Below are 24,407 nucleotides of genomic sequence, written 5' to 3' on the forward strand. Positions count from 1 at the left end.
ACCGGCCTTTCACTTCAATGCCTAAACCCGCTGCGGTGCCGCGTTTCCCGCCGCTGCCACGGCCTCCCTCACAGGTACCCGTGCCAGCAGGAAGAAACCCAGTACGAAGAAGATCACCAGAGAGATGATGGCGGCACGATAACTGCCGGTGAGCTGGTAAGCGAGCCCGAACACCAGCGGGCCGAGCCAGCTCAGCCCGCGGTCGCTCATCTCGTACGCCGAGAAGTACTCGGCCTCCTTGCCCGCCGGCACCAGATGGGAGAAGAGCGAACGTGAGAGCGCCTGGCTGCCGCCGAGCACCGCGCCGATCGCGGCCGCCAGCACGAAGAACCAGACCGGCGCCCCGGCGGGCAGGAAGTACCCGGCGCAGAGGATCAGGGTCCACACGGCGAGCGAGCCGAGGACGGTGTGCTTCGCGCCGTACGTCCGCGCCAGCCGGCCCATGCCGAGCGCGCCCGCCACCGCCAGTACCTGCACCAGCAGAATCGCGGTGATCAGAGTGGTCTGGCCGAGCCCCAGTTCCTCGGACCCGTACACGGACGCCTGCGAGATCACCGTCTGGATGCCGTCGTTGTAGACGAGGTACGCGAGCAGGAACGAGAGCGTCAGCGGATAGCGGCGCATGTCCCGCAGCGTCCCGATGAGCTGCCGCCACCCCGCGCCGACCGTGCCGCGCCCGCCGGCCGGACCCGCCCGCCGGTCGCGCAGCCTGCGCAGCGGTATCAGTGTGAACGCGCCCCACCACACACCGGCCGTCGCCAGACAGATCCGTACGGCGGTGGACTGCGACACCCCGAAACTCCCGTGGCCCGAGTAGAGCACCAGGTCGAGTACGAGGACGAAGGCGCCCGACGTGTATCCGAAGGCCCAGCCGCGCGACGAGACGGTGTCGCGTTCCTCGGGCTCCGCGATCTGCGGGAGATAGGCGTTGTAGAGCACCATCGAGACGGCCAGCGAGGAGTTGGCCACGATCAGCAGCAGCGAGCCCAGCAGATAGCGGTCGCCGCCCAGGAAGAACATCCCGGCCGTGGCCCCCGCACCGAGGTACGCGGCCCCAGCCAGCAGCGGCTTCTTCCGCCCGGTCCGGTCGGCGACGGCCCCCGCGAGCGGCATGAGCAGCACCGCGACGACCACCGAGACCGAGACGGTGTACGCGAACACGGACCCGGCCCGCAGGGGGATGCCGAGCGGATGGACATAGCCTCCGCCGTCCGCCGCCGCCTTGGCGACCGAGGTCAGATACGGGCCGAGGAACACCGTGAGCACGCTGGTCGAGTAGACCGAGGACGCGAAGTCGTAGAAGTACCAGCCGTGCTGCTCGCGTCTCCGCTCGGCCGCGGTGGCCGCGGTGGCCGGGTCGGCGGCGGCCGATCCGGCGTTGCCGTTCGCGGTGCCAGCGCTCAAACCGCGCCCCCTGATCGTCAGTTCCACGCCCCCCGCGCGGTGAGAACCGTGCGCAGCGACTCCAGATGATCGGTCATGATGCCATCCACGCCCAGGTCGAGAAGGGCGGCCATCCGCCCGGGGTCGTTGACCGTCCAGACGTGCACCTGGAGTCCGCGGGCGTGTGCGGACCGTACGAAGCGCCGGTCGACCACCCGGATCCGGCCGTGGAACTCCGGCACCTGGGCGCAGACGCCGCCCGCGCGCGGGGCGGCCGGGAGACCGAGGGAGCGCAGCCGCAGCGCCGCGATACCGCTCATGCCGTACGAGGTGGCCAGACGCGGGCCCGCCAGCCGGGCCGCCGCCGCCACGCGCCGCTCCGAGAACGAGCCGACGCAGACCCGGTCCCAGGCATGGGTGCGGCGGATCAAGGCGATCAGCGGGGCCAGCGCGGGCCCCGCCTTGATGTCGATGTTCCAGCGGGCGTCGGGGAACTCCTCCAGGAGGTCCGCGAACAGCGGCAGCGGTTCGGTACCCGCCACCCGCGCGCGCCCGACCTCGCTCCACGGCAGGGAGGCGATGGCGCCCCGCGCGTCGGTCACCCGGTCCAGGGTCGCGTCGTGGAAGGCGACGAGCCGGCCGTCGGCCGTGGCGTGCACATCGGTCTCGAAGTACCGGTAGCCGGCCAGGTCCGCCCGCCGGAAGGCGGCCGCCGTGTTCTCCAGGCCGTCCGCGGAGCCGCCCCGGTGGGCGAACGGGATCGGGCCCTGATGGTCCAGGTAGGGGTGTCGCGTCCTCGTCACTCCGGCAGTATCGCCTGCGCGGTGGCGGGGACCGGCGGCGCCTGCTCGGCGGCCGGCTCGGGCAGCGCGAAGATCCGCAGGAAGATCTGGGCGAGCGGCCCGATGGAGAGCGCGTACACGACAGTGCCCACCCCGACGGTCCCGCCCAGGGCGAAGCCGGTGGCCACCACGGCGATCTCGATGGCGGTGCGCGACAGCCGGATCGACAGACCGGTGAGCCGGTGCAGGCCGGTCATCAGGCCGTCCCGCGGGCCCGGCCCGAAGCGGGCGGAGATGTACAGGCCCGTGGCCGCGCCGTTGAGCAGGATGCCCGCCGCCATCAGCGGGATCCGGCCGGGCAGCCCGTGGACGGCGGGAATGAGATCGAGGGCCGCGTCCATGGCGATGCCGATGACGAAGACGTTGGAGACCGTGCCGAGCCCCGGCCGCTGCCTGAGGGGGATCCACAGCAGCAGCACGGCGGCCCCGACGATGATCGAGACGGTGCCGATCATCAGGCCGGTGAGCCGGGCAAGGCCCTGGTGCAGCACCCCCCAGGGCTCAAGACCGAGGCCCGCGTCGACGAGCAGGGCGGAGCTGACGCCGTACAGCGTCAGGCCGACGTAGAGCTGCACAAGCCTTCGTATGACATTCCTGGACAATATGGCCCTCCGTGGTGGTGGGTAGCGGTAGTGGACTGATACGTGCCACTCTGTGGCTTGGAATCCGAGGCCAACCATGGCCAATTCGGGGAAGGTGGACTGAATTCCATGACGCAGTGGACTTCGGCGGTCGGCGCGGCCCAGCTGGCCCGGCAGCTCAGCAGCCAGCAGTCACGGCCGGCCGGGCCCGGCACCCGCAAGCCACCCGCCTACCGGGCGCTCGCCGACGGCATCAGGGTGCTCGTCCTCGAAGGCCGCGTCCCGGTGGCGGCCCGGCTGCCCGCCGAGCGGGAACTGGCGGTCGCCCTCGCGGTGAGCCGCACCACGGTGGCCGCCGCCTACGAGGCGCTGCGCACCGAGGGGTTCCTGGAATCCCGCCGAGGCGCGGGCAGCTGGACCGCGGTCCCGGCCGGCAAGCCGCTGCCCGCCCGCGGTCTTGAGCCGCTGCCGCCCGAGACCCTCGGCTCCATGATCGACCTCGGCACCGCGGCCCTGCCCGCCCCGGAACCCTGGCTCACCCGCTCCGTGCAGGGGGCGCTCGAAGAACTGGCGCCGTACGCGCACACCCACGGCGACTACCCGGCCGGACTCCCGGCGCTGCGCCAGAAGCTCGCCGACCGCTACACCGAGCAGGGCATCCCGACCATGCCCGAGCAGATCATGGTGACCACCGGGGCGATGGGCGCCATGGACGCCATCTGCCATCTCTTCGCCGGGCGCGGCGAGCGCATCGCCGTCGAGTCGCCCTCGTACGCCAACATCCTCCAGCTGATGCGCGAGGCCGGCGCCCGGCTGGTGCCGGTCGCGATGGCCGACGGGCTCAGCGGCTGGGACCTGCCCCGGTGGCGGCAGGTGCTGCGCGACGCCGCGCCGCGTATCGCCTATGTGGTGGCCGACTTCCACAATCCGACCGGCGCGCTCGCCGACGAGGACCAGCGGCGCGGCCTGGTGGACGCGGCGCGCTCGGCCGGCACGGTCCTGGTCGTCGACGAGACCATGTCCGAGCTGCTCCTCGACGAGGAGACCGAGATGCCGCGCCCGGTCTGTGCCTTCGACCCGGCGGGCAGCACGGTGCTGACGGTGGGCTCGGCGAGCAAGGCGTTCTGGGCGGGGATGCGGATCGGCTGGGTGCGCGCCGCGCCCGATGTGATCCGCAGCCTGGTCTCGGCACGGGCCTACGCCGACCTCGGCACCCCCGTCCTCGAACAGCTGGCCGTCAACTGGCTGATGAGCACCGGAGGCTGGGAGGAGGCCGTCGGTATCCGCCGCGCGCAGGCCAGGGAGAACCGGGACGCGCTGGTCGGCGCGGTCCGCAGGGAGCTGCCCGACTGGGAGTTCGACGTACCGCACGGCGGACTGACGCTCTGGGTGCGGACGGGCGGGCTCTCCGGCTCGCGGCTCGCCGAGGTCGGTGAGCGGGTCGGGGTCCGGGTCCCCTCCGGGCCCCGGTTCGGGGTCGACGGCGCCTTCGAGGGGTATGTGCGGCTGCCGTTCACGGTCGGCGGCCGGGTGGCCGACGAGGCCGCGCAGCGGCTGGCGGCCGCCGCACGGCTGGTGGAGACGGGCGCGAGCACGGGCACGGACGCCCCGCGCACATTTGTGGCCTGACTGCCTGGCTGAACTGCCTGGCTGGCTGATTGTTCGACTGCCTGACGGCGGGCTGCCTGACCGCCTGGCTGGTCGACTGCCCGGCCGCCCGGCCGCCCGGCCGCCCGGCCGCCCGGCCGCCCGGCCGCCCGGCCGCCCGGCCGCTCGTGGTCCGACCGCCCGGCACGGCCGCGGCCCCGCTCCGGACGGCGGAGCGGGGCCAACTCCGGTCGGTCGGGGCCGGTTCCCGTCAGCCCTCGGCCGCCACCGGTGCCGCCTCCATGGGGCGCGGCCCGGCATGCGGCGGAGCCGCCTCCACGGGGGCCGCCTCGACCGGCGCGGCCTCCACCGGGGCGGATTCCACCGCGGTCTGCTGCGGTGCGGGCACCGGGTCGGCCGCGCCCGGCCGGCCGGGGAGCAGATCCAGGACCGCCTTGCGGTGCGCGTCGCTGGTCGCGTCGTCGTACGGGTCGGGGGTGGCCGGGACCTGGAGCCGCAGTACGGGACCCGACCCGAGCCGCGCATAGCCGCGCCCCGGCGGGGTGCCGGGCGTCGGCGTGGTGTGGGGCGGCGCGCCGAGCAGTGCCCCGAGCTGGCCGTCCGGCGCCGATCCGAGCACGACGCGGGCGCGGGTGTGGTGCCGGACGGCGTCGCTCAGCGCGTCCACCATGTCGAACTGGTCGGCCACCACCACCGTGACGCTCGCCGCCCTGCCGTGCCGCAGGGGGACCTGCAGCAGCTCCTGGGGGTCGGTGCGGCCGTCGGCCGCCGCCAGATGCCCGAAGACGCTGGGCCGGTCGAGCAGGATCCACAGCGGGCGCCTGGTGTCATCGGGCGTGGGGTGCCCGGACTGCCTGGCGCGGTTGGCCGCGATCAGCCGCCGCTCGGTCTCGTGCGCCGCCCATTCCAGGGTGCTCAGGGCCCCGGAGAGCCCGCACTCGACGGCCAGCACGCCGGAGCGCCCGGTGAGGCACGCGTACTCCCCGGTCCCGCTGCCCTCGATGATCACCACATCGCCGTACCGCAGGGCCTGGAGCGCGATCGAGCGCAGCAGTGTGGTGGTCCCGCTGCCGGGCTCGCCCACGACCAGCAGATGCGGCTCGGTCGAGCGCGGGCCGGTCCGCCAGACCACCGGCGGCGCGTCGCTCTGCTCGTCGCCGTCCTGCACCGGCACCGTGCGCCGTACCGCGTCCGGGTCGGTGAAGCCGAGCACGGTCTCGCCCGGACCGGTGATGAAGGGCTGCGCCGCGATGGTGGTGGACAGGGCGGGCAGCACGCTCATCGCGAGCCGGTTGCCCTCCTCGTCCCAGTCGAAGCGGTACTCGCGCCCGCGCCCCGACTTGGCGTGCAGGAGCTGCTCGATCCGGGTGCGGCACTCGGCCTCGCCGTCGGTGAAGTGGGCCGGGTACGCGACGTGCAGCGCGGTGAGCCGTCCGTCGCCGTCGAACGTGAAGTCGCTGAACACCTCGTCCCACGCGCCTCCGTGGCTGAACAGCGGGGCCGGGTCGTCGGGGACGGAGAAGTACGGCACCAGGGCCTCGTACAGCGCCTGGAGCCGGGCGGTCTCCGCCTCGTCGGGCCCGGTCTTCGCCACGGTCCGCTCGTGCCCCTTCCAGGCGGCCGCGGCCATCACCGTGATCAGGGCGAGCAGCGGCCCGTACGGGATGAGCGCGACCACCAGAACGCAGGCCGCGACGAGGAACAGCGCGGGACCGCGCCGGTCCTTGGGTGTCGCGGCCCACCGCTGCCGCCCGGCCGAGGCCATCTTGCGCAGGCCGCGGCCGATCATGATCAACGGATGGAGGACATCGGTGGCGCTGTCGGCGGCCGTCCGCGCGATCTCGCGGCTGCGGGTGATCGATGCGCTGCTGCTGCTCAGAATGCGGGGAAGTGGACGCCGGGCCACGTCTGTCTCCTGGGGTGAGTGGAAAACGGTTGCCGAGGGTCAGAACTTGATTCCGCCCAGCATGCTGGCGAGGCTCGCGCCGCCGGCCGTGATGCTCGGAGCGATGGCGGTGCCCGCGACATAGAAGCCGAAGAGGGCGCAGACGAGCCCGTGGGACGCCTTGAGCCCGTCCTTCTTGAAGAAGAGGAAGGCGATGACTCCCAGCAGTACGACGCCTGAGATGGAAAGGATCATGAGTGTTCTCCTGGTTGGGGGGACAGTCACCATGAGTTCTTCCAGGTTCACAGAAAGTATCTATACGATAAAAGGTGCAAATGGGTGAAATAGCGTCTAATTCACTCGACTGGCCGACGTGGGTGCCCGGCTCGTGCCGGGGGCGCCCGGCGGGCAGTAACCTGTCGGTTCACTCGTACGGCCGACACGCCGTACGCCGAGGTCACGGCATGAAAGGCGGTACGCGCGATGAGCGAGGCTCCGGACCCCGAGGTGGTCGAACTGGCGACGAAGGTCTTCGACCTCGCCCGGCAGGGGGAGACCGCCGCGCTCGCCGCGTATGTCGACGCCGGCGTCCCGGCGAACCTCACCAACGACCGCGGGGACACCCTCGTGATGCTCGCCGCCTACCACGGTCACGCGGCGACGGTGGAGGCCCTCGTCGCCCGCGGCGCCGAGGCCGACCGCGCCAACGACCGGGGGCAGACCCCGCTGGCCGGAGCGGTCTTCAAGGGCGAGGACGCGGTGATCCGCGCCCTGCTCGCCGGCGGGGCCGATCCGGAGGCCGGGACTCCGTCCGCCGTGGATACCGCGCGGATGTTTGGGAAGACGGAGCTGGTGGAGCTCTTCGGCGCACGCTGACCGGCCTGTCGTAAATGTGGTCGCGGTGGCGATTTGGCTGGGTCATCATGACGTCGCGGGTCCACATCGGACCACCGACGAGAGGCAGAGGAAGATGAACTGCACCAAGCAGATGGCAACGGGCGGCCGGACATGTTGTTGCGCGGCCAGGTAGTCCACGTATCCCGGTTGCGTCTACAGCTTGATGTGAGGCTTCTTCCATGATCGATCCAGTCATAGCGCCGAGCGGCACGCTGCTCGGCCTCCTCCAGCGGGGCCGCGGCGACGGCACGCTGCACGCGCTCGCCGCGCCGCGCGAGGAAGCCCTGGCCGCCCTGAACCACTGCGTCCTGAGCGACCCCCGCCACGACTGGCAGGTCGAGAACCGCTCGCTCTACTACGCGCGCCTCTACCTCGACCTCGACGGCGGGCTCGAAGAGATCGAACGGCACCTCTTCCTCCCCGACGACCACATCGTCACCGACGACAGCAGGACCGGGCTCGCCCTCGCCGTGCTGGGGCACCTCGCCTCGTACGACCGGGCCGACGCGCTCGCGCTGCTGCGGCGGTACGCGGCGACCGGCGCCAACTGGGCCTGGGCGCTCGACGAACTCGCCCTGCGCGACGACGACGCCGGGCTGCGCGCCCTGGCCCTGCCCGTGCTCGGCCGCTTCCCCGCCACCCCGCAGGGCGCGGCCGAACTGGCCGTCGCCGTGCGCGACGCCTTCGAGCCCCGGCCCTGGCGGCTGTGGGCCGACGACCCGCGCGAGCAGGTCGCCGCCCGGGTCAGGGCCGCCGCCGAGCAGGGGTCCTTCGACCGCTGGCAGCGGCAGATGCGGCCGACAGGACCCCGGCCGGGCTGGAGCGTGCAGGCCGTATTCGACTGGGCGCAGCAAGGACTGGAGCGCGGCAGCGCACTGCATATGGCCGCCGCCCGCTGCCTCACCGCTGTGGCCGGTCCCGGCGACCGCGCCGCGATCGCCGAGGCCGCCCGCAGCGGTACGGACGGGGCCCGTTGCGCGGCGCTCCACTATCTCGCCGAGGCCCGCGACCCCGCCGTGCTCGACCTGATCGAGGCGGCCGTGGACAGCCCCTCCCGTACCGTCGCGGAGACGGCCGTGGCCGCTTTCGAGCGCATGTGCGGTGAGGACGCGGTGGGCCGGGCGCGCCGCTGGGTGCGGCGGCCCGACGCGCTGGGCGCTTCGGCGGCCGGTGTCCTCGCCGGTCGCGGCGGGGCGCAGGACGCGCATCTGGTCCTCGGCGCGCTGCGCGAGACCGTCCGGGCCGACGGCCCCGACGCGGCCTTGCTCTGGACCCTCGTCGACGGGGCCGGCCGGCTCGGCATCGCCTGTGCGGCGCCGGTCCTGCGCCATGTGTACCGCGAGACGGCTTCCTCCCATCTGCGCGGCAGCGCGGCCCGCGCACTCGCCGCCACCGACCCGTCGTTCGCGGCGGGGTTCGCCGTCGAATGCCTGTGGGACTGCGAGGAGAGCACCCGGGAGGTGGCCGCCCTGCACGCCGCGACCGGCGACACCCGGGTGGTCGACCGGCTGCGGCGGCTGGCCGCCGATCCCGCGGAGGAGGCCGAGGTGCAGACCGCGGTCCGCAACCGGATCGACACCGAGGGAACCGCGGTCTGACACGGCCGGTCGAGTGCCTGACGCGTGCTTGATGAGCGCCTGGGTGCCCGGGTGCCTGGGGTGCCTGGGGATCCTGACAGGTCCGCAGACGCGGCGGCCCGGTCAGTGGGTCCGCGGACCCGAGCTGCCGGGCCCCGGGCGGCCGTGTACGGGAACGAACACCACCGGAGTCCCCGGTACGGCCTGCGCGGCGGCTCCGAGCCGGTCAGCGGGGACGACGCCGATCACCGGATAGCCCCCGGTCACCGGATGATCGGCGAGGAAGAGCACCGGCAGTCCGTCGGGCGGCACCTGCACCGCGCCCAGCACCATTCCCTCACTGGGCAGTTCGGCCCCGTCCGGACGGTCGATGGGCGGTCCATCGGTACGCATGCCGATGCGGTTGCTCGCGGCCGCCACCCGGTAGACGGCCTCCGGCAGGGCCCGCAGCGCCGCATCCGTGAACAGGTCCGCACGGGGGCCGAGGACGAGCGGCAGCACCAGTTCGGCCGGGGGAGCGGGCAGCGGTACGGCGTCCACCGCGTCCTGCGGTTCACCCGGGACACCGAGCGGCAGCAACTGCCCCGCGTCCAGCGGCGCGGGGCCGAGACCGGAGAGCAGATCGGTGGCCCGGCTGCCGAGCACCGGCCGTACGGCGACGCCACCGCCGAACGCCACATAGCTGCGCAGCCCCTCGACGGCCCCGCCCACATCGAGCACCGCACCTGCCGGCACCCGTACCGGGGCGCCCCAGGCCGCAGGGCTGCCGTCGATCCGTACCGGACAGGGCGCACCGGTCACCGCAGCCGTGACGTCCCTGAGGGCCCGTACCGCGGTGCCGTCGACCGTGGTCTCCAGGGTGGCGGCGTCCGCGGTGTTCCCGGCGAGGAGATTCGCCAGCCGGTGCGCGGCCGGGTCCAGGGCTCCCGAGCGCGGAACTCCGAGATGCGCGTGGCCCGGACGCCCGAGGTCCTGCACGGTGGTGAGCGCCCCGGCGCGTACGACCTCGAGAGCCTCCGGGACCGCCGGTCTCATGTCTGCTCCTCCGCCGTCTCCGCCACCGGTTCCGCGGGGGTGAACCGGACCCGTACGCCGGGGGCCAGCAGCGCCGCCGGGTCGCGGTCCTGGTCCCACAGGACCGCGTCGGTGGTACCGATCAGCTGCCAGCCACCGGGCGACGAGCGGGGATAGACGCCCGCATAGGTGTCGGCGAGAGCGACCGAACCCGCGGGCACCGCCGTACGGGGTGTGGCCCGGCGCGGCACCCGGAGCCGGTCGGGGAGACCGGACAGATAGCCGAAGCCGGGAACGAACCCGCAGAAGGCGACCCGGAACGTGAGCCCGCCCACGATGCCGGGCACGTCCTCGGGCGCGACCCGCCAACAGCGCGCCACCTCCGCCAGATCGGGGCCGTCGTAGCGCACGGCGATCTCGGTCTCCGGGCCGCCCGTCACGGCGGACGGCTCCACGGTCCAGGTGGTGAGCCGGCCGGCCAGCTCCAGCGGGCGGGCCAGCCCGTCCAGCAGCACCGTCCGGGCGGCGGGCACGATCTCCGTCACCGGGGGAAGGTCCCCGGCGTCGCGTCGGCGCAGCAGCTCCGCGTGGAAGGCTTCGGTCTCCGGCGCCGACCCCAGCTCGACGAGCAGGGCGTGTTCGCCCACCGGCAGCACCCTCACCGGCGCGGCCCGCCGGCCGGCCGGCGGGCGCTGCCGCCCGACCGGGCGCTCATGCGAAGGGCTCCAGGACCACACCGGCGGCGAGCAGCTCATGGCGTACCCGCCGGGCGGTCTCCGCGGCCCCCGGGGTGTCACCGTGCAGACAGAGCGACCGCGCGCCGACGGCGACCGGTTCGCCGGTGACCGCGGCGACCGAGCGGTCGCGCACCATGGCCAGCGCGCGGGCGACCACCGCGTCCGGGTCGTGCACCACCGCGTCGGGCCTGCTGCGGGGAACGAGAGTGGCCTGTGCGGTGTACGCGCGATCCGCGAACGCCTCGGGCACCGCGGGGAGCCCGGCGTCGGCGGCCGCCGCCAGCAGCCGGGAGCCGGGCAGCCCGAGCACCGGCAGGGCGCCCCCGGCCAGCCGTACGCCGGCGACGACCGCGCCCGCCTGCTCCTCGTCGTGGACGGTGCGGTTGTAGAGGGCGCCGTGCGGTTTGACGTACGACACCCGGCTGCCCGCCGCCCGCGCGAAGAGTTCCAACGCCCCGATCTGGTAGGCGACTTCGTCGGCCAGCTCGGCGGCGGGGACATCCATCGCCCGCCGCCCGAAACCGGCCAGGTCGCGGTACGAGACCTGGGCGCCGATCCGTACCCCGCCCGCGGCGGCCAGTTCGCAGACCCGGCGCATGGTCGACGGGTCGCCCGCGTGGAAGCCGCAGGCGACGTTGGCGCTGGTGACGACGGAGAGCAGCGCCTCGTCGTCGGTGAGCGTCCAGCGGCCGAACCCCTCGCCGAGGTCGGCGTTGAGATCGACCACGGCCGGGTCGGTGGCGGTCGGTTCGGCGGCGGTCGGGCCGGTCGTGCTCATACGGCTCCCTCCGGGAGCGGGACGGGATCGCAGGGCGGGTGACGGCGTGGAACGGGGAGCACAAAGCCTAAGGGCTGTCCCGCAATTCCTGGTGGATCAGCGCGCGGCGTCAGATGCGGTGCATCGCAAGGCGGAGGGACGTCCGCATACTGGATGTATGTGGACGTTCCGACAACGCGGCGAGGTGCCGTGGCTGACGCCGCGCGCCCGCCGGGAATTGCGGGACAGCCCTTAGCTCTCCTCGCAGGCCGTACGGGCCCGGTGGACAGGCGCCCCATCCGCGCCGTTTCGACCGTTGTCAGTGCGAGGACCTAATCTGTGCAGCGTGACTTCGCCTGCCCCGACGGAATTCGTTCCGCCCCAGCTCAGCGCGGGGCCGCGCCCCGCACCGGGCCCGGCCGCCGACGAAGGGCTGGCGCGGCGGCTGCGCGCGCTCGCGTGCACGGCCCCGCTGCACGACCTGGATGTACGCAAGGCCAATCTGGCCGGCGAGTACACGGTCTACGCGATGGCCGAAGTGGCCCTCGCCGCGATCGACCTGGTCACGCTCAACATGGACTTCGACACCGGGGCCGACCACGACCAGATAGTGGCCAGACTGCTGCCGCGCGTCGCGGCCCAGGCCCCGCGCCGCCCTGCGGACGAGCACGAGCGGGTGGCCCGCTGGGTGCTGGAGAACCTGATCAATGTCGGCAGTGTGGACCGCGGTTTCCGCGCGGTCTACGGCACGTTCGGCCCCGACGGGGAGTACGTCCGCCGGGACTACGACTTCAAGCTGGTCGAGGAAGTACCGGGGCACGGCGGCACGGTCTATCTGCGCACCACCGACGAAGCGGTCAACGTCCTGGTGGGCGCCCTCGACACGGACGTCACCAGCGCGCAGATCGCCGCCGAGGTGAAGCTGGAGGTGCTGATCAGCCGGGGCAGGCTCGCCGACGCCCAGCTCGCGGCCGAGCAGGCCCGGTACCGGACCGTGCAGTACGCCGAGACGCTGCGCAGGACCCTGGAGGCGACCCGCCGCAACGTCCGCGCGGTCGACTGGCTCAGGACCGTGCCCGACATGATCGACGAAGCCCTCGACCACGTGGCCGACCGCTACCGCCATGAGAACGCGATCCTCACCAACATCCGCAAGGCCAGGGACGAGACGGAGGAGCCCGAGCACAAGCGGCGCGCGGCCGAGCTGGTCGACATCGTCAAGGACTGCATCCGCCGCCACACCCAGCTCCAGTCGCGGCTGCTCGAAGCGGGACCGCTCTTCCGCGCCGAGCAGGACCGGCAGGCGTTCGCCCCGCCGGCGGCGACGTCCGGACTCGATCTGTACGGACAGCTGGTCGCCCCCGTGCTGCCGCTCCCGCTGGAGCAGGCCATCCGGGTCACCGACGCGTTCTTCGCACGGGGCACCGGCCTGCGCACACCCGTCTCCGTACGGGTCGGGGACCTGGTCGACATTCTGCTGACCCCGCCGGCCGAGCGGGAGCATCTGGGCGCCGAGATGCCCGAGCCCGACCTCATCGCCACGCCGGACGACAGCCGGTTCAGCGAGGAGCAGCTGGCGTCCGCGATGGAGCTGCTCGACCTGGAGCACGACGCGCCGCGCCGGCTCTCCGGTCTGCTGGCCGAGGCCCGGCTGCGCGACCGGGAACTGCCCTATCTGGTCGCCCTGCTGGCCATTCACGCGGCCAGCCCGCCGGTCGGCACCGCGTACCGGCAGGGTGAGGAGCGCCTGCTGTTCGCCGTGGACGACGGCACCGAGCTGGACGACGACGAGTTCGGCGGCGCCGACCTGATCGTGGGGACGGCCCTCCTGGACACCGTCGGAATGGCCGCGGGCCGCACGGAGTCCGTATGAACCCCCGACAGGACATCCCGACCGCTCCGGGCGCCCGGGCCGGGACGCCCCGCGCGCCGGAGTCCCGGCGGCCGGGCCCCGGGGAGCAGCGCCGAACGACACCGACCGAGGAGCAGCAGCTGTGAGCGAGACCCACGCCGAGCACACCGCGTGGAGCGAGCCCGACCAGGCGGGCACCACCGTGCCCCCGGCCGGCTCGGCGGTGACTCCGGCCGACGCCGCCGATGCCGCGCGGCTCGTCGCCTTCGGCCTCCAGCCGAAGCTGCTGCCCGCCCGCGACGCCGAGTACGCGGAGCTGCTGCGCCGCTACCGCGAGGCGCCCGCCTTCGCCCGGCTCGCCGACGCGGTCGCCACCGGGCTCGGCCTGGTCGTCCTTGAGGTGTCGACCCGGGCGGGCATGGCGGTCGCCGCGGGGGAGGACTCCGTCTTCGCCGTACGGATGGGTGATTACGCGCGCCGCGCCGCCGCCGACTCGGCGGACCGCTTCCTGCACGGGCTGGCGCATCTCGCCGTCGCCGCCATGTCCTTCCCGCGCCCCGAAGACCTGGCCGACGACGGGTACATCGGCCGGATCACGGTCAACGGCGTGGACGCGTTCGTCCGCCAGGCATGCCGCCGCCTGGAGGAGCGGGCCGACGAGCAGGGGGAGAACAGCGACCCGGCCACCGACGCCCCCGGGCTCGAAGCGGCCTGGCGTATCTACGCGCGGCGCACCTCCACCGGGGCCACCAAGGACGCCAGGCGGCTCGCCGGTTCCACCACGGGGATCGTCGCCAAGGCCGTCGCCTTCCTCACCGAGTCGGGGTTCCTGCAGCGCACCGGCGACGACGCCGGAGGCGCGTACCGCACCACCGCCCGCTACCAGCTCCAGGTACGCGACATGGCGGGCAGCGCCGCCCTGGCCGAGCTGCTCGACCTGGGCGTCGTGCCGGTGACCGACGGATCGGCCACCCTGCTGCCGCCCTCCGGGACGGACGACCTCGAACTGACCGCCGACGCGGGGCTGCCCTTCCACTCCTGAACAGCCCCGTCCCGAACAGCCCCGCCCTGAACAGCCCCGCCCCGAGCAGTCAGAACCGCCCCGAGCCAGATCCCGCACCACAACGACGAGAGTCCGCCGCCATGTACGAGCTGTCCCGGGTCCGCCTCTACTCCATCGGACCTGCCGGTGCGCGCTACGCCGACACCGTGCTCGATCTGCGGGGAGTGGGCGCCCCCGTGCCCAACCCGGCTCCGGCCCAGGCGGAGTTCTTCGAGGAGGAGCCGGTCGGCCCGCCGCGCCGTCCCGCGCCCGCGGGTGTCCTCTTCCTGGAGAACGGCGGGGGCAAGTCGGTCCTGCTGAAGCTGATCTTCTCGGTGATGCTGCCCGGCCACCGCAATACGCTCGGCGGCGCCAGCTCAGGTGTGCTGCGCAAGTTCCTGCTCGCCGACGACTGCGGCCATGTCGCCCTGGAGTGGCAGCACACCCTCACCGGTGAGCTCGTCGTGGTCGGCAAGGCCAGCGAGTGGCGTGGCCGGCAGGTCTCCAACGACCCGCGGAAGTTCGCCGAGGCGTGGTATTCGTTCCGGCCGGGCCCCGGGCTGAGCCTCGACTCCCTGCCGGTCGCCGAAGCCACCACCGTACGGCCGCCGGTGGAAGGGGTGTCCGGGGCGCGGGGCAGGCGCCGCACCATGAAGGGCTTCCGTGACGCGATCACCGAGGCCGGGAAGTTCTACCCCCATCTGGACGTGTACTGGGAGGAGATCCACGACCGCTGGAACGAACACCTCGGCGATCTGGGCCTCGACCCCGAACTCTTCCGCTACCAGCGGGAGATGAACGCCGACGAGGGCGAGGCGGCCGGTCTCTTCGCGGTCAAGAAGGACTCCGACTTCACCGACCTGCTGCTGCGGGCGGTCACCGACACCCGTGACACGGACGGCCTGGCCGACCTCGTCGGCAGCTTCGGCAGCAAGCTCGGCCGCCGCGCCGAACTCACCGCCGAGCGGGACTTCACCGCGGGCTCGGTCGATCTGCTCGGCCGTATCGTCGACGCCGCGGCGGCGCGCTCGCGGGCCAGGGACGTCCACGCGGGCGCCGAGCGCCGTACGCGCACCCTCGCCCGCAGGCTCTCCGCCCGCGCCGCCGACGAGCGGGGCCGCGCCTCCGACCTCGCCCAGCAGGTCACGTCCGCCGCCCACACCGTCGCCCAGGCCGACGAGGCCCGCGGCCGCAGCGCCCTGATCGCCGCCGAACTGGCTTACCGGCACGCCTCGTTGGCGCTGACCGCCGCCGAGAAGGCCGCGGCGGCGCAGCGCCGGGAGCTGGCCGACGCGCGGACGTTCCACTCGGCGTGGCAGGCGGCCGAGGCGGTGCTGCGCCACCGGGCGGCGGCCGACCGGTCGGCCCGGGTCGCCGTGGCCATCCGGGAGGCCGAGCGGGACGCGGCCCCGGCGCTGGCCGCCCGCGCCACCGCGGCGGCCGATCTGGTCCGCGCACTCCACTCGGCCGCCGAGAGCGGCGAGCAGCTCGCCAACGAGGAGGAGGAGCGCGCGGCCGCCCTCCAGACGGCGGGCGAAGCCGCGCACCGCGACGCCACCGCGGCGGCGACCGAGGCACAGCGCGCCCGCAGCGAGGCCGGACATCTGCGCCAGCGCCTGACCGAGGTCGGCCAGGAGACCGCCGAGGCCGTCCGCGCGGGCTGGCTTGACGACACCGCGCCCGACGCGGACCCGGCGCGCGCCGCGCTGGCGGCCAGCGACGCGGAGAAGACCGTGGTCGCCGCCTGGGACACGGCCCGCGAGCAGGCGCGCAGCACGGCGGACGAGGCCAAGGACGCCGCTTCCCGGGAGAGCCGGGCCGACCTCGCCGCCGCCCGGGCCGCCGACGCGGCGCGGGCCGCCGAGCGCGCGTACGAGGCGGAGCTGGGCACCGCCCGGTCCATCGCCGCCGAGACCCGGCTCGCCGAACTGCTCAGCCTGCCGTCGGCGCCGCCCACCGTCGCGGGGCTGCCACAGCCGCGCAACGGAACGGCGCCCCAGGAGGCCGACCGGCCGCGGGGCTCGGGCGCTGCGGATCCGGCGGGCGCCTCGGGCACGGCCGACGACGCGGAGACAGCCGGGCCAGGAACCACCGGCCCAGGAACCGCCGGACCGCAGATCGGATCGGTCGCAGACGGCTCCGTGGCCCGCGAGCCGGAGAGCGGCGCACGCACCCTGACGCGCGGCCCGCTCACCGCTGCCGAACTTGACCGCAACGCGGAAGAGCTCCAGGAACTGCTCGACGGGAGCGTCGCGTCGGCCGAACGGCAGCTCTTCGAACTGCGCACCGCCGCCGCCGACGACTCCCGCATCCTCGGCGCGCTCGGCGACGGCGGGCTGCTGCCGCCGGGGCCCGATGTGCTGGCCACCGTCGAGTTCCTGGGCGAACACGGCATCCCCGCGCTGCCCGGCTGGCGCTATCTCGCCCAGGCGGTGGACCCCGCCGACCACGCGGCGGTGCTGGCCGCCAGGCCCGAACTGGTCGACGGTGTGGTGATCACCGACCCGGCGGCACACAGCAGGGCCCGTGCCGTCCTCGGCGGGGCCGCCCTGCTGCCGCGTTCCGCGGTCGCCGTCGGCACCGCGTCCGCGCTGCTCGCGCCGGTACCGAGGCCCGGCCCGTCCGGTACCGCGGACGGCGACGTGTTCCTCGTACCGCCGAACCCGGCCATGCACGACGAGCACGCGGCCGACGAGGAGCGACAGGCACTGCGCTCCCGGGCCGCCCGGCGAGACGAGGACATCCGTACCCTCGCCGCCCGGCTCGGCGGCGACCGTACGCTCGCCGCCCGGCTCGGCTCCTGGCGGGCCGCCTGCCCGCCCGGCATGCTCGACGAGCTCGCGGCGGCCGCCGGCAGCGCCAGGGAGGCGGCCGGGACCGCCACCGCGGCCCTGGAGGAAGCCCGTACGGCCAGGGCCGAGGCCGACGAGGCCGCCGCCGACACCGCCCGGGTACGCGACGAACGGCAGGACGCGGCCCAGCGCGCCCGGCGAGTGGCCGACGCGCTCTCCGGACTCGCCTTCCGGCTCCGCGAACGGGCGGGCTGGCAGGTCACCCTGCGCGAACTGGGCGACGAGGCCGCCGAGTCGGAGTCCCGGGCCGCGACCTGGCTGGAGCGGGCAAGGGCCGCCGACGAGGACCGCAGGGCCGCCCAGCGAGCCGCGGACGACGCACGGCGCACCGCCCGCGCGCTGCGGGCCGAACGGTCCGAGATCGCCGGAGTCCCCGAGGACCTGCCCGAACCGGAAGCGGGCGCGCAGCGCTCCGCCCTGCCCGCCCTGCGCGAGGCGTACCGGGCCGCTTCGCAGCTGTACGAGAAGGTCGGCGTCGGAGCCGACCTCCGGGCCGAGCAGGCCAGGGCCGAGAGCGACGAGAGCGCGGCCCGCGCCGAGCTCGACCGGCTCTCCAACAAGGTCCGTACCCGCGCCGCCCAGCTGCTCGAATCCACCGACGGCGCGGACGGCCCGTCCCGGCAGGCAGCCGCAGCCCGGGCGGAGTCGCTCGTCCAGATGCTGGAGACACGGGCGTCGGCCGCCAGCGAACAGCTCGGCAGGCTGCGCGGCGAGGCCGAGCGGCTGGCCCCCGCCGACGGAGCGGACGCCCATACCGAACTGCCCGCCGAACTGGCCCCGGCCGACGCGGACGCCGCACAGGCCCTGCTGCGCACCGCCACCGCCGAACTGGGCTCCCGCACCGACGCGTTGGAGACCTCCCGCGCCGTCCACGCCGAACTGCTCCGCGCCCACCGGGCCTCGGAGGAGGCGGCAGGCGGCTTCGACGAATCGGCGGCCCTGCTGCGGGACCTGCTCCGTGACCCGCACCAGGACGACGAGGGCACCGATTCCGGGCCGCCCGAGCCGTACCCCGGCAGCCAGGAGGAGGCGCGCGAGTCGGCCGCCGAGGCCCGCCGCTCCCTGCGCGGCTGCGCCGGTGACCTGTCGGCCGCCGAGTCGGCCGTCCGGGAGGCGAGCGACATCCTCGTACGGCATGCCAACGCCACCCGCTTCGAGCAGGTCCGCACCCCGGCACGCCAGCAGATCCGCGAACTGCCCGCCGCCGCGCTGCCCGAGCACGCCGAGAAGTGGGCCGCGGCCTTCGCACCCCGGCTGCGGGTGCTCACCGACGAGCTGGAGCAGCTGGAGCGCAACCGCGACTCGATCGTCGACCGGCTGCGCGGTCTCGTGGAGTCCGCGCTCACCACACTGCGCTCCGCCCAGCGGCTCTCCCGGCTGCCCGAAGGGCTCGGAGAGTGGTCGGGCCAGGAGTTCCTGCGGATCCGCTTCGACGAGCCGGACCAGGCCACCCTCGCAGAACGGCTCGGCGATGTCATCGACGAGGCGACGAGCGCGGCCCTGAAGAAGAACTCGGATCTGCGCAGGGACGGGATGTCGCTGCTGCTGCGCGCCGTGCACGCGGCGCTCGAACCCAAGGGGGTGGCCGTCGAGATCCTCAAGCCGGACGCCGTGCTGCGGGCCGAGCGGGTCCCCGTCGGGCAGATGGGCGACGTCTTCTCCGGCGGACAGCTGCTCACCGCGGCGATCGCCCTCTACTGCACGATGGCCGCCCTGCGCAGCAACGACCGGGGCCGCGACAAGCACCGGCACGCGGGCACGCTCTTCCTGGACAACCCGATCGGCCGGGCCAACGCCACCTATCTGCTGGAGCTCCAGCGTGCGGTCTCGGACGCTCTCGGCGTCCAGCTGCTCTATACGACGGGCCTGTTCGACACCACGGCGCTCGCCGAATTCCCCCTGGTCATCAGGTTGCGCAATGACGCGGACCTCAGGGCCGGGCTGAAGTACATCAGCGTGGAGGAGCATCTGCGGCCGGGCCTCCCGCAGCAGGACCCGGGCGGGGAGCAGGTGCACGGCGAGATCACGGCGACCCGGATGTTCAAACGAGCCGAGCCGACGCAGATCACCGAGACACAGACCGCCGAGCCGGCCCGGGGCGCCGAGCCGAACCGGGGCAACCTACCGGCCCAGAGCGCCGGGCCCGCCCAGAGCGCCGAGCGGGCCCGGGGTGACGTACCGGCTCAGGGCGCCGAGACGGTCGAGGGCGACCGGTCCGTCTGAGCCGCTCAGGGTTGGTCCGAGGGGCTGGTCCGAGGGCCCCTGGCCCGAGAGGCTGGTCCGAGCCGCTCAGGGCTGGGGCGAGAGCCGGGTGGTGCGGTGGGCGGCGGGTATTCGCTCGGCTTCGTGGTCGTGCTCCTGGCGGCGGGCCGCACGCCGTGCCGCCCGCCGCTCCTTGCGGAGCCGGCGGGCCGTGCTGCTGGGGGAGGACGTCACGCCGTGCCGCTGGTTCCACACCTGGCGGGTGATCCAGACGTCCAGCACCGCCCAGGTCGCGACGACCGTACTCGCCACACTGCTCAGCACCATCGGGAAGGCCAGCCAGGAGCCCGCCACCGTGGACAGGAAAGCCGTCACCGCCTGTATCAGCGTCACGGACACGATGAGCACGGCGCGCACCGCGCTCCCACGCACCGGATCCGGCAGCCGGTACCGCCCGACCGGCTCCTCGACCCACAACGTCCGCAGGGGGGCCTCGCCCTCTTCGATGGCCATGCTCACTTCACCCTCGACCTTCACGCCTCGGCGCTGTCCGACTCCAGAACGGATGCCCGGCTTGGGTCGGTTCAAGCGTCCCCGCCCGTGGTGCGCCCCTCGTACGCAATGACGAACAACTCCCGTCGAAGATTCCCGCCGTCCATAGAATTCCAGCCATCTGCGTAGGGGTGGAAAGTGCCGTCCTGCCGGGGTTATCTCACCGGATCAGGGAAGACGATCTGCTGGGATACCGGGACATCGCATGATCAACTCCCCTGTGAGAGGCTGAAAATAGTCCGGACGTCCCTTCGAGTTGCCTGTGCGGCAGTAGTAGGCTCACGCCGTTTGTTGACGGAACACCACCCCCGCGGGGCGGGGTTGAGCTGGGGGAGGCCATGCGCTTTCGCGGGAAGTCCATCCGCAGGAAGATCGTGGCGCTGTTGCTGGTCCCACTTGTCGCGTTGACGGCGATCTGGACGTTCTCCGTCTATCTCACCGGCCGGGACGCCCTGCAACTGATGCGCACGGGAACCGTCTACAAGAGTGTGGCGCATCCGCTGGTCGACTCCCTCCGGGAGGTCCAGCAGGAACGTTCCCTGACGCTGCGGCAGCTGGTCGATCCCGGCGCGTCCGACATCCAGTCCGCACTGCGGGCCCAGCGCGAGAAGACCGACGCGGCCGTGGCCGGGCTGCGCGGCAGCTCCGGCCGGAGCGACGCCCGTTCCGCGCTGGGCGGGAAGTCCGAACGCCAGCTGAGCGCCGTCCTCGACGGGTTCGCCGGCCTCGGCTCGCTGCGCCAGAACGCCGGGAACCACGAGGTGACCCGCCGCGAGGCGTACGACCAGTACAACCGGCTCTGCGACCAGGTCCTCGACTTCCTCGCCGACCTGCCCACCCTGCAGAACTCCGGGCTCGACAAGGAGGCCCGCGGCCTCGTCGGTATCACCAGGGCCCGCGAGTCCCTCTCACGCGAGGACGCTCTCCTCGGCTCCGCCCTCACATCGGGCCGGCTCGACCCCCACGACCTGCGCGACATCTCGGACCTCGTCACCGCCCGCAAGATGTACTACACCGTCAGCCTGCCCTCGCTGCCTGGCCAGGGCGGTGACGCGTTCGACGCGTACTGGAGCGGCCCCGCGACCATCCCGGTACGCACCGCCGAGTCGACGGCGATCAGCAAGAACCCCGGCAGCTCCACCATCACCGGCTCCGCCTCCCGCTGGAGCACCGACGCAGGCCGCACCCTCAGCCATCTCGACACGCTGGACACCCAGGCCCGCGAGGACTTCCAGGGCCGGGTGAAGCCGGCCGTCGTCGGCGTCTTCGCCAAGGCGGGGATCGCCGCGCTGCTCGGCATCGGCGGACTGCTGGTGTCCCTGGTGGTGTCCGTACGCATCGGGCGCGAACTCATCCGCGACCTCAGCCGGCTGCGCAAGGAGGCCCACGAGGTCTCCGGCGTGCGGCTGCCCGCTGTGATGCGCCGGCTCGCGGCCGGGGAACAGGTCGACATAGAGACCGAGGCGCCGCGCCTGGAGTACGCGAAGGACGAGGTCGGCCAGGTCGGCCTGGCCCTCAACACCGTGCAGCGCGCGGCGGTCGAAGCCGCTGTGCGCCAGGCCGATCTGCGCCGCGGGGTCTCCGACGTCTTCGTGAACCTCGCCCGCCGCAACCAGGTCCTGCTGCACCGCCAGCTGACGCTGCTCGACAGCATGGAACGGCGTACGGAGGACACCGAGGAGCTCGCCGATCTGTTCCGGCTCGACCACCTCACCACCCGTATGCGCCGGCACGCCGAGGGCCTGGTGATCCTCTCCGGGGCCTCCCCGTCCCGGCAGTGGCGCAAGCCGGTCCAGCTGATGGACGTCGTACGCGCGGCGGTCGCCGAGGTCGAGGACTACGAACGGATCGAGGTACGGCGGCTGCCGAGGATCGGGGTCGGCGGCCCCGCCGTCGCCGACCTCACCCACCTCATCGCCGAACTCCTGGAGAACGCCACGGTGTTCTCGCCCCCGCACACAGCGGTGCAGGTACTGGGCGAGCGCGTCGCCAACGGTTTCACCCTGGAGATCCACGACCGCGGACTCGGAATCGCGGCCGACGCACTGCTCGACGCCAACCTCCGGCTCGCCGAGACCCCCGAGTTCGAGCTGTCGGACACCGACCGGCTCGGCCTCTTCGTGGTGAGCAGGCTCGCGCAGCGGCAGAACGTGCGGGTCTCGCTCCAGCCCTCGCCGTACGGCGGCACCACCGCGGTCATCTTCATCCCGGTGGCGCTGCTCACGGACGCGCCCGACCTCGACGACGCCCCGGACGCGGAGAGTACGGCGGCCGGATCAGGCCCCGACGGTGCCGGTTTCCGCGCCGACCGGCGGTCCGGGCACCGCACCGGCTCGCGCTCCGGGCTCGCGCCGGTGCCGGCCACCGGGCGTACACCCGTCTCCGTGATCGACGGTCCCGTCGAACTGGAGCCGCCCGTGGACGCGTTGACGTTCGACGACAGCGGTGACCTGGCCGACGACGAGGACAGCACACCGGGCGGGATCTTCCGTCACCGCGCGGTGGCCCCGGCTCCCGACCAGCACCAGCAGACGCCCGACGAAGCGGCGGCGCCCCGGAGCGCCACCCGGCCCGCGGGCCCGGTCGGACTGCCCAGGCGCCGCAAGCCCGGTCAGCCGACCCTGGTCTCCGACCACGGCCGCAGGGTCGACATCCCGGAATCCACCCGTCAGGAGTCCACCCGGCCGGAGTCCGTGCGACAGGAGTCCGTACGTCAGGAGTCCGTACGTCAGGATTCCGCGCGGCCGGAACCGACCCGGCCCGAGTCCGCCCGGTCCGAGTCCGCCCGGCCCGAATCCCGCAGGCCCGAATCCCAGCGGCCGGAACCGCCGCGGACCCCGCCGCGGTCCCAGCAGCCTCCGCAGGGTCAGCCGCCGCGGCCTCAGCCCCCCAGGACCGGCCCTCCCGCAACAGGCCCCGACGGGCTGCCCCGCCGGGTGCGCCAGGCGAATCTGGCCCCCCAGCTGAGGGGCGCGCCCGCACCCCCCGACGAACCGGCGACCGTGGGCGACGACGAACGCGACGCGGACGAGGTGCGCAGCCGGATGGCGGCGCTCCAGCGCGGCTGGCAGCGGGGCCGCCGCGACAACTCCGCACAGGACTCGGCAGAATCAGCCGCAGTCGGCACCGGACCGGCCGACGCAGCACCAGGAACCACATCGGAGGGGACCGGTCGATGACCGTACCGAACACAGCAGCACAGCACGCCGCAGGGGGCCCCGGCGAACTCAACTGGCTCCTCGACGAACTCGTCGACCGGGTCGGCAGCATCCGCAAGGCCCTGATCCTCTCGGGAGACGGCCTGGCAACGGGCACATCGAAGGATCTGACCCGCGAGGACGGTGAGCACCTGGCGGCCGTCGCCTCCGGCTTCCACAGCCTCGCCAAGGGCGTGGGGCGCCACTTCGAGGCCGGAAAGGTGCGCCAGACCGTCGTCGAGCTGGACGAAGCCTTCCTCTTCATCACGGCGGCGGGCGACGGCAGCTGTCTCGCCGTGCTGTCCGACGCGGACTCCGACGTCGGCCTGGTGGCGTACGAGATGACACTGATGGTGAAGCGGGTCGGTGCTCACCTCGCGACGGCCCCGCGGAGCGGGCTCACCGCAGGAGGGTGAGGGCGACGCCATGAGCGATGGGGGCCGGCCACCGGCGCACCACTGGTTCGACGACGACGCGGGACCCGTGGTCCGGCCGTACGCCATGACGCGCGGCCGTACCGGCGCCGACGGCGGACACCGCCTCGATCTGATCGCGCTCGTCATCCCCGAGCCCGCCGCCGACGATCCCGGCCGGGACCAGACGCTCTCGCCCGAGCATGTGGACATCGTCGAGCGGTGCAGCACCGCACCGCAGTCCATCGCCGAACTGGCGGCCGACTTCGACCTGCCCGTGGGCGTGGTGCGGGTCCTGGTCGGCGACCTCGTCGACGACGAACTCGTCCGTGTCACCCAGCCCGTACCGCCGGCGGAACTGCCGGACGCCAGCATTCTTCGCGAGGTAATCAATGGCCTTCGGGCGCTCTAGCCGCAGCCGGCAATTCGTCGAGCCGGTGACCCTCAAGATCCTGGTGGCGGGCGGTTTCGGCGTGGGCAAGACCACGCTGGTCGGCGCGGTCAGCGAGATCAGGCCGTTACGCACCGAGGAGACGCTGAGCGAGGCCGGCCGGCCCGTGGACTCCACCGACGGTGTGGAGCAGAAGACCACCACCACGGTCGCCATGGACTTCGGCCGCATCACGCTCAAGGAGGACCTCGTCCTCTATCTGTTCGGCACCCCGGGGCAGGACCGTTTCTGGTTCCTCTGGGACGAGCTGGCGCAGGGCGCGCTGGGTGCGGTCGTCCTCGCCGACACCCGCCGCCTCGAGGACTGCTTCGCGGCCGTCGACTACTTCGAGCGGCGCTCCATCCCGTTCACGGTGGCCGTCAACTGCTTCGACGGAGCGACGCGTTACCCGGGGGAGACCGTGCGGTCGGCGCTCGACCTCGACCCCGGAGTGCCGGTCCTGATGTGCGACGCGCGGGACCGTGAGACGGTCAAGGAAGTCTTGGTGGCCGTCGTGGAGCACGCCATGGCCCTGGCGTCGGGAGCCCGCGCGCACGCCATCACCTGAGGCCCCGGCCCCGGCAGG

At 73.5% G+C, this 24,407-nt stretch carries 20 protein-coding genes; 11 read left to right on the forward strand and 9 right to left on the reverse strand.

What is annotated here, in order from left to right; all coding sequences use genetic code 11:
* Window positions 1–21: 21 nt before the first annotated feature.
* The 3 genes from OG510_RS32500 to OG510_RS32510 are packed head-to-tail and all read right to left on the reverse strand — an operon-like array spanning window position 22 to window position 2,905.
* Window positions 22–1,404, reverse strand: a complete 1,383-nt coding sequence (locus OG510_RS32500; protein ID WP_406141484.1) for an MFS transporter — start codon at window positions 1,402–1,404, stop codon at window positions 22–24.
* A gap of 17 nt (window positions 1,405–1,421) precedes the next feature.
* Window positions 1,422–2,186: a glycerophosphodiester phosphodiesterase gene (locus tag OG510_RS32505; RefSeq protein WP_406141486.1), complete on the reverse strand. Its 765-nt coding sequence runs from the start codon at window positions 2,184–2,186 to the stop codon at window positions 1,422–1,424.
* Window positions 2,183–2,905 carry a YitT family protein gene (locus OG510_RS32510; protein ID WP_406142675.1) on the reverse strand — a complete coding sequence of 241 codons (723 nt, stop codon included), beginning with the start codon at window positions 2,903–2,905 and terminating at the stop codon, window positions 2,183–2,185. The genes OG510_RS32505 and OG510_RS32510 overlap by 4 nt, the downstream gene beginning before the upstream one ends.
* A gap of 30 nt (window positions 2,906–2,935) precedes the next feature.
* Here OG510_RS32510 and OG510_RS32515 point away from each other — a divergent pair, with 30 nt between their 5' ends.
* Window positions 2,936–4,435, forward strand: a complete 1,500-nt coding sequence (locus tag OG510_RS32515; protein WP_406141487.1) for a PLP-dependent aminotransferase family protein — start codon at window positions 2,936–2,938, stop codon at window positions 4,433–4,435.
* A gap of 229 nt (window positions 4,436–4,664) precedes the next feature.
* Here the strand turns inward: OG510_RS32515 and OG510_RS32520 are convergent, their stop codons facing one another.
* Both OG510_RS32520 and OG510_RS32525 read right to left on the reverse strand, forming a co-directional pair.
* On the reverse strand, window positions 4,665–6,320 hold the full coding sequence (locus OG510_RS32520; protein ID WP_406141489.1) for a hypothetical protein: 1,656 nt from the start codon (window positions 6,318–6,320) through the stop codon (window positions 4,665–4,667).
* Window positions 6,321–6,359: 39 nt separating this feature from the next.
* Window positions 6,360–6,554 (reverse strand): hypothetical protein, encoded by a 195-nt coding sequence (locus OG510_RS32525; protein ID WP_164267853.1) that lies wholly within the window; start codon window positions 6,552–6,554, stop codon window positions 6,360–6,362.
* A gap of 228 nt (window positions 6,555–6,782) precedes the next feature.
* Between OG510_RS32525 and OG510_RS32530 the strand changes: the two genes are divergently transcribed.
* A complete protein-coding gene (locus OG510_RS32530) occupies window positions 6,783–7,175 on the forward strand; it encodes an ankyrin repeat domain-containing protein (RefSeq protein ID WP_406141491.1) in 393 nt (130 codons plus the stop codon).
* Between the two features lie 200 nt (window positions 7,176–7,375).
* Window positions 7,376–8,794 (forward strand): HEAT repeat domain-containing protein, encoded by a 1,419-nt coding sequence (locus OG510_RS32535; RefSeq protein WP_406141493.1) that lies wholly within the window; start codon window positions 7,376–7,378, stop codon window positions 8,792–8,794.
* Window positions 8,795–8,896: 102 nt separating this feature from the next.
* Here the strand turns inward: OG510_RS32535 and OG510_RS32540 are convergent, their stop codons facing one another.
* Genes OG510_RS32540 through OG510_RS32550 form a run of 3 tightly spaced genes read right to left on the reverse strand, consistent with a single transcriptional unit; the run spans window position 8,897 to window position 11,302 of the window.
* Window positions 8,897–9,808: a biotin-dependent carboxyltransferase family protein gene (locus tag OG510_RS32540; RefSeq protein ID WP_406141495.1), complete on the reverse strand. Its 912-nt coding sequence runs from the start codon at window positions 9,806–9,808 to the stop codon at window positions 8,897–8,899.
* Window positions 9,805–10,449 (reverse strand): allophanate hydrolase subunit 1, encoded by a 645-nt coding sequence (locus OG510_RS32545; protein ID WP_406141497.1) that lies wholly within the window; start codon window positions 10,447–10,449, stop codon window positions 9,805–9,807. The genes OG510_RS32540 and OG510_RS32545 overlap by 4 nt, the downstream gene beginning before the upstream one ends.
* Window positions 10,450–10,498: 49 nt before the next feature.
* Entirely contained in the window at window positions 10,499–11,302 is an 804-nt protein-coding gene (locus OG510_RS32550; protein WP_406141499.1) for a LamB/YcsF family protein, read from the reverse strand.
* Between the two features lie 325 nt (window positions 11,303–11,627).
* On the opposite strand from OG510_RS32550, the gene OG510_RS32555 reads away from it, so the two are divergent.
* From OG510_RS32555 to OG510_RS32570, 4 genes are all read left to right on the forward strand, one after another.
* The gene (locus tag OG510_RS32555; RefSeq protein ID WP_406141501.1) at window positions 11,628–13,154 is read left to right on the forward strand and encodes a hypothetical protein; all 1,527 of its coding nucleotides are present in this window, start codon (window positions 11,628–11,630) and stop codon (window positions 13,152–13,154) included.
* The gene (locus tag OG510_RS32560) at window positions 13,151–13,279 is read left to right on the forward strand and encodes a hypothetical protein (protein WP_406141503.1); all 129 of its coding nucleotides are present in this window, start codon (window positions 13,151–13,153) and stop codon (window positions 13,277–13,279) included. The genes OG510_RS32555 and OG510_RS32560 overlap by 4 nt, the downstream gene beginning before the upstream one ends.
* The gene (locus tag OG510_RS32565; RefSeq protein WP_406141505.1) at window positions 13,276–14,175 is read left to right on the forward strand and encodes a hypothetical protein; all 900 of its coding nucleotides are present in this window, start codon (window positions 13,276–13,278) and stop codon (window positions 14,173–14,175) included. Before OG510_RS32560 ends, OG510_RS32565 begins: the two co-directional genes overlap by 4 nt.
* Window positions 14,176–14,276: 101 nt before the next feature.
* Window positions 14,277–19,250, forward strand: a complete 4,974-nt coding sequence (locus OG510_RS32570; RefSeq protein ID WP_406141507.1) for a hypothetical protein — start codon at window positions 14,277–14,279, stop codon at window positions 19,248–19,250.
* Between the two features lie 66 nt (window positions 19,251–19,316).
* Here the strand turns inward: OG510_RS32570 and OG510_RS32575 are convergent, their stop codons facing one another.
* Window positions 19,317–19,742: a hypothetical protein gene (locus OG510_RS32575; RefSeq protein ID WP_406141509.1), complete on the reverse strand. Its 426-nt coding sequence runs from the start codon at window positions 19,740–19,742 to the stop codon at window positions 19,317–19,319.
* Between the two features lie 377 nt (window positions 19,743–20,119).
* Between OG510_RS32575 and OG510_RS32580 the strand changes: the two genes are divergently transcribed.
* Genes OG510_RS32580 through OG510_RS32595 form a run of 4 tightly spaced genes read left to right on the forward strand, consistent with a single transcriptional unit; the run spans window position 20,120 to window position 24,389 of the window.
* Complete coding sequence (locus tag OG510_RS32580) at window positions 20,120–22,960, forward strand: nitrate- and nitrite sensing domain-containing protein (protein ID WP_406141511.1); 2,841 nt, start codon at window positions 20,120–20,122, stop codon at window positions 22,958–22,960.
* Window positions 22,957–23,394, forward strand: a complete 438-nt coding sequence (locus OG510_RS32585) for a roadblock/LC7 domain-containing protein (RefSeq protein ID WP_406141513.1) — start codon at window positions 22,957–22,959, stop codon at window positions 23,392–23,394. Before OG510_RS32580 ends, OG510_RS32585 begins: the two co-directional genes overlap by 4 nt.
* Before the next feature lie 10 nt (window positions 23,395–23,404).
* Complete coding sequence (locus tag OG510_RS32590; protein ID WP_406141515.1) at window positions 23,405–23,803, forward strand: DUF742 domain-containing protein; 399 nt, start codon at window positions 23,405–23,407, stop codon at window positions 23,801–23,803.
* Window positions 23,784–24,389, forward strand: coding sequence for a GTP-binding protein (locus OG510_RS32595; RefSeq protein WP_406141517.1), 606 nt, complete (start codon window positions 23,784–23,786; stop codon window positions 24,387–24,389). Before OG510_RS32590 ends, OG510_RS32595 begins: the two co-directional genes overlap by 20 nt.
* The last annotated feature ends 18 nt before the right edge of the window (window positions 24,390–24,407 follow it).

Origin of the sequence: Streptomyces sp. NBC_01089, from assembly GCF_045162975.1 — a bacterium.
Lineage (GTDB): Bacteria > Actinomycetota > Actinomycetes > Streptomycetales > Streptomycetaceae > Streptomyces.